This window comes from Thioalkalivibrio sp. (assembly GCF_007692535.1).
In the GTDB taxonomy this organism is placed as follows: domain Bacteria; phylum Pseudomonadota; class Gammaproteobacteria; order Ectothiorhodospirales; family Ectothiorhodospiraceae; genus Thioalkalivibrio.
Map to the genome: position 1 here is coordinate 1 of NZ_REBW01000114.1, position 2,738 is coordinate 2,738.

At 63.8% G+C, this 2,738-nt stretch carries 4 protein-coding genes; all 4 read right to left on the reverse strand.

Annotated features, from left to right (window positions below; all coding sequences use genetic code 11):
• Window positions 1-9: 9 nt before the first annotated feature.
• From ccmD to ccmA, 4 genes are read right to left on the reverse strand one after another with little or no spacing between them, the layout of a single operon-like run.
• On the reverse strand, window positions 10-177 hold the full coding sequence (ccmD, locus tag EA346_RS05550) for a heme exporter protein CcmD (RefSeq protein WP_296756496.1): 168 nt from the start codon (window positions 175-177) through the stop codon (window positions 10-12).
• Window positions 174-923, reverse strand: coding sequence for a heme ABC transporter permease (locus EA346_RS05555; RefSeq protein ID WP_296756498.1), 750 nt, complete (start codon window positions 921-923; stop codon window positions 174-176). Before EA346_RS05555 ends, ccmD begins: the two co-directional genes overlap by 4 nt.
• A 15-nt stretch (window positions 924-938) precedes the next feature.
• Complete coding sequence (ccmB, locus tag EA346_RS05560) at window positions 939-1,607, reverse strand: heme exporter protein CcmB (protein ID WP_296748869.1); 669 nt, start codon at window positions 1,605-1,607, stop codon at window positions 939-941.
• Window positions 1,608-1,611: 4 nt separating this feature from the next.
• The gene (gene ccmA, locus EA346_RS05565) at window positions 1,612-2,235 is read right to left on the reverse strand and encodes a cytochrome c biogenesis heme-transporting ATPase CcmA (RefSeq protein WP_296756500.1); all 624 of its coding nucleotides are present in this window, start codon (window positions 2,233-2,235) and stop codon (window positions 1,612-1,614) included.
• Between the last annotated feature and the right edge of the window lie 503 nt (window positions 2,236-2,738).

Below are 2,738 nucleotides of genomic sequence, written 5' to 3' on the forward strand. Positions count from 1 at the left end.
GCTTCTTCATCACTTCGCCTCCTGATCCGTCAACCGCGCCATGCGCCGGAGCCAGCCCATCAGACTGCGGCGACGGTAGCGTAGTTGCACCATCTCCACCGCCAGCAGGCCGGCCATTACCAGATACGAGCCCCAGACGTAGGGCGCATAGCCGCCCATTGCGAGAAATTCCATCATGTCTCAGCCTCCAAACGTTGCTTGACCCAGGTGGCCTTCCGCTCCCGTTCCAGCACCTCGATGCGCGCCCTGGCCAGGACCACCGCAATCGAGTACATCCAGCAGGCGAAGGTCATGATGAGCAGTGTGACGAACATGATGGTCGCCATCGTCGGCGCATCGGTCACGGTTATGGACGCACCCTGATGCAAAGTGTTCCACCACTGCACCGAAAAGTAGATGATCGGAACGTTCACCACGCCGACCATCGCCAGTACCGCGCTGGCATTGGACGCGCGCTGGCGGTCATCGATCGCGGCGTGCAGTGCCATGTAGCCGAGGTAGAGGAACAGCAGGATCAGCATCGAAGTGAGCCGTGCGTCCCAGACCCAGAAGACGCCCCAGGTCGGGCGGCCCCAGAGCGCGCCGGTCCAGAGCGCAAAAAAGGTCATCAGCGCTCCGGTCGGGGCGATGGCCTTGGCCATGATCTCCGCCATCTTGATGCGCCAGATCAGTCCGATCGCTGCGTAGACGGCCATCAGCACATACAGAAACATGCCCATCCATGCCGTCGGCACGTGAATGTACATGATTCGGTAACTGTCGCCCTGCTGATAATCGGGGGGCGCTACGACCAACCCGAGGTAGAGGCCTGCCGCGAACAGGGCAACGGTCAGCGCGGCGAACCAGGGGATCAGTCGCCCTGCAAGATCGTAGAAATTCGCCGGCGCGGTGAAGCGAAACCACTGAATACTTCTTTCCGACACGTGTCGTCCCCTCCGTCAGTCGAGCATGATACGCACGGCCGCGGCGGTGGCCCACGGCGTCGCGAACAGAGCAAATACCATCATTGCACCCAATAAGGAAAGATGCGCCTGGGCGCTCGCCCCGTGCATCACCGCATCCACCGCCCCGGCGCCGAGGATCAGCGGCGGGGCGTACAGCGGCAGGATCAGCAGCGCGATCAGGACGCCACCGCCGCGCAGGCCCAGGGTCAGGGCGGCGCCGATCGATCCGATCAGGCTGAGAATGGGAGTGCCGAGCAGCAGGGCCAGCATCAGCATCACGATCTCGTCGGCGCGCAGGTTGAGCTGGACGGCGAGCAGCGGCGAGATCAGCACCAGGGGCAGACCGGTGATCAGCCAGTGGGCAAACGTCTTGGTAAGTACCAGAAGGCCCAGGGGTTCCGGGACCAGGAGCATCTGTTCGAGCGTCCCGTCGCGATAATCGTCCGAGAACAGGCGTTCCAGGGACAGCATTACCGCCAGCAGCGCGGCCACCCAGAGCACCCCGGGCGCGAGGCTGCGCAGGAATTCGGGATCGGGTCCGATGCCCAGGGGAAAAAGCGCGACCACCACGACGAAGAAGCCGACCACGGTCAGGGCATCCTGGGGACGGCGCAGCGCGAGGGTCAGGTCGCGCCGGAGCAGGGCGAACAGTGAGCGGAACATCAGGTCATCCCAGGTGCAGGCTGTGACAGTCGCCGTCGATATCGACGGCCTGGTGGGTGGTGATGACGATCATGCCCCGCTGTGCGAGGTGGCCCTCGATGGAGCTGCGCAGGACGTCGATCACCTGAACGTCGAGGGCGGCGTAGGGTTCGTCCAGGATCATCAAGGGCCGGCGCTGCAGCAGGAGGCGGGCCAGCGCCACCCGGCGTTTCTGGCCCTGGGAAAGAAAACGGGTGGGAAGATCCTCGTAGCCGGCCAGCCCCAGGCGCTCGAGCATGGACAGGGCAGAGTCGCGGTCGGGCGAGCCGCCGCCGAGTCGCACGGCGATCAGGATGTTCTCCTCTGCCGTCAGGTCCTCCTTCAGGGCATTGTGATGCCCAAGATAGCCGAGACAGGACCCGGTGCCGCCATCGATCGACTGGATGCGTTCCTCGCCCCAGAAGACGTCTCCCTCGGTCGCGCGCGACAGGCCGCTGAGGATGCGCAACAGGCTGGTCTTGCCGCTGCCGTTGCGCCCGGAGACCTGGAGCAGTTGCCCCGGGGAGAGCGTGAAATGGAGATGTTCGAAGAGCCGTCTCTCGCCGCGCTCCGCTGCAAGGTCGACGGCTCTCAGTTTCCTGTCGGCCATGCCGGAAGATTCGAAAGTCACGCTGTTTCCTGGCCTTGAGTCAAATATCTGAAGCGCCGGTATTGTGCACGAACAAGCGCCGAGACGGTACCCGCCCCAATACTGCCCATTACGGGGTAGATCTACAGGTCGAAGGTGCGACTTGATTAGCACCAAAGCTCCGCAGGTGGTCGGATTGCCGCTGTTTCAAGGGACGCCCTGTGGGAGGCGAGCCCTCTCGGCGAAGTTTTTCCGCCGTCAGGTCGCCGAGAGGGCTCGCCTCCCACAAGGGACGGACATGCAGGGGGGCGTTGCGCACGAGCGGATTCCCTGCGGAGCTTTGGTGCGAATCAAGTTGTGCGAAACCCATGCTTGTTCCAGGGGAGTAGACAGGGCGGGGAGTGCTTCGTTCGCCTGCAGCGACCAAAAAAAGGGGCCGTCACCGGCCCCCCAATCGTTACCCGCCAAAGAGCGCGGCAGGAAGCGAGACGCTACAGACGTGCCTCGTAGAACGCCATGCGTCG

Bases quoted from the DNA above. Each gene is read 5' to 3' on its own strand.
- ccmA (WP_296756500.1), bottom strand. From the start codon at position 2,235: ATGGCCGACAGGAAACTGAGAGCCGTCGACCTTGCAGCGGAGCGCGGC.
- ccmD (WP_296756496.1), bottom strand. From the start codon at position 177: ATGATGGAATTTCTCGCAATGGGCGGCTATGCGCCCTACGTCTGGGGC.
- ccmB (WP_296748869.1), bottom strand. From the start codon at position 1,607: ATGTTCCGCTCACTGTTCGCCCTGCTCCGGCGCGACCTGACCCTCGCG.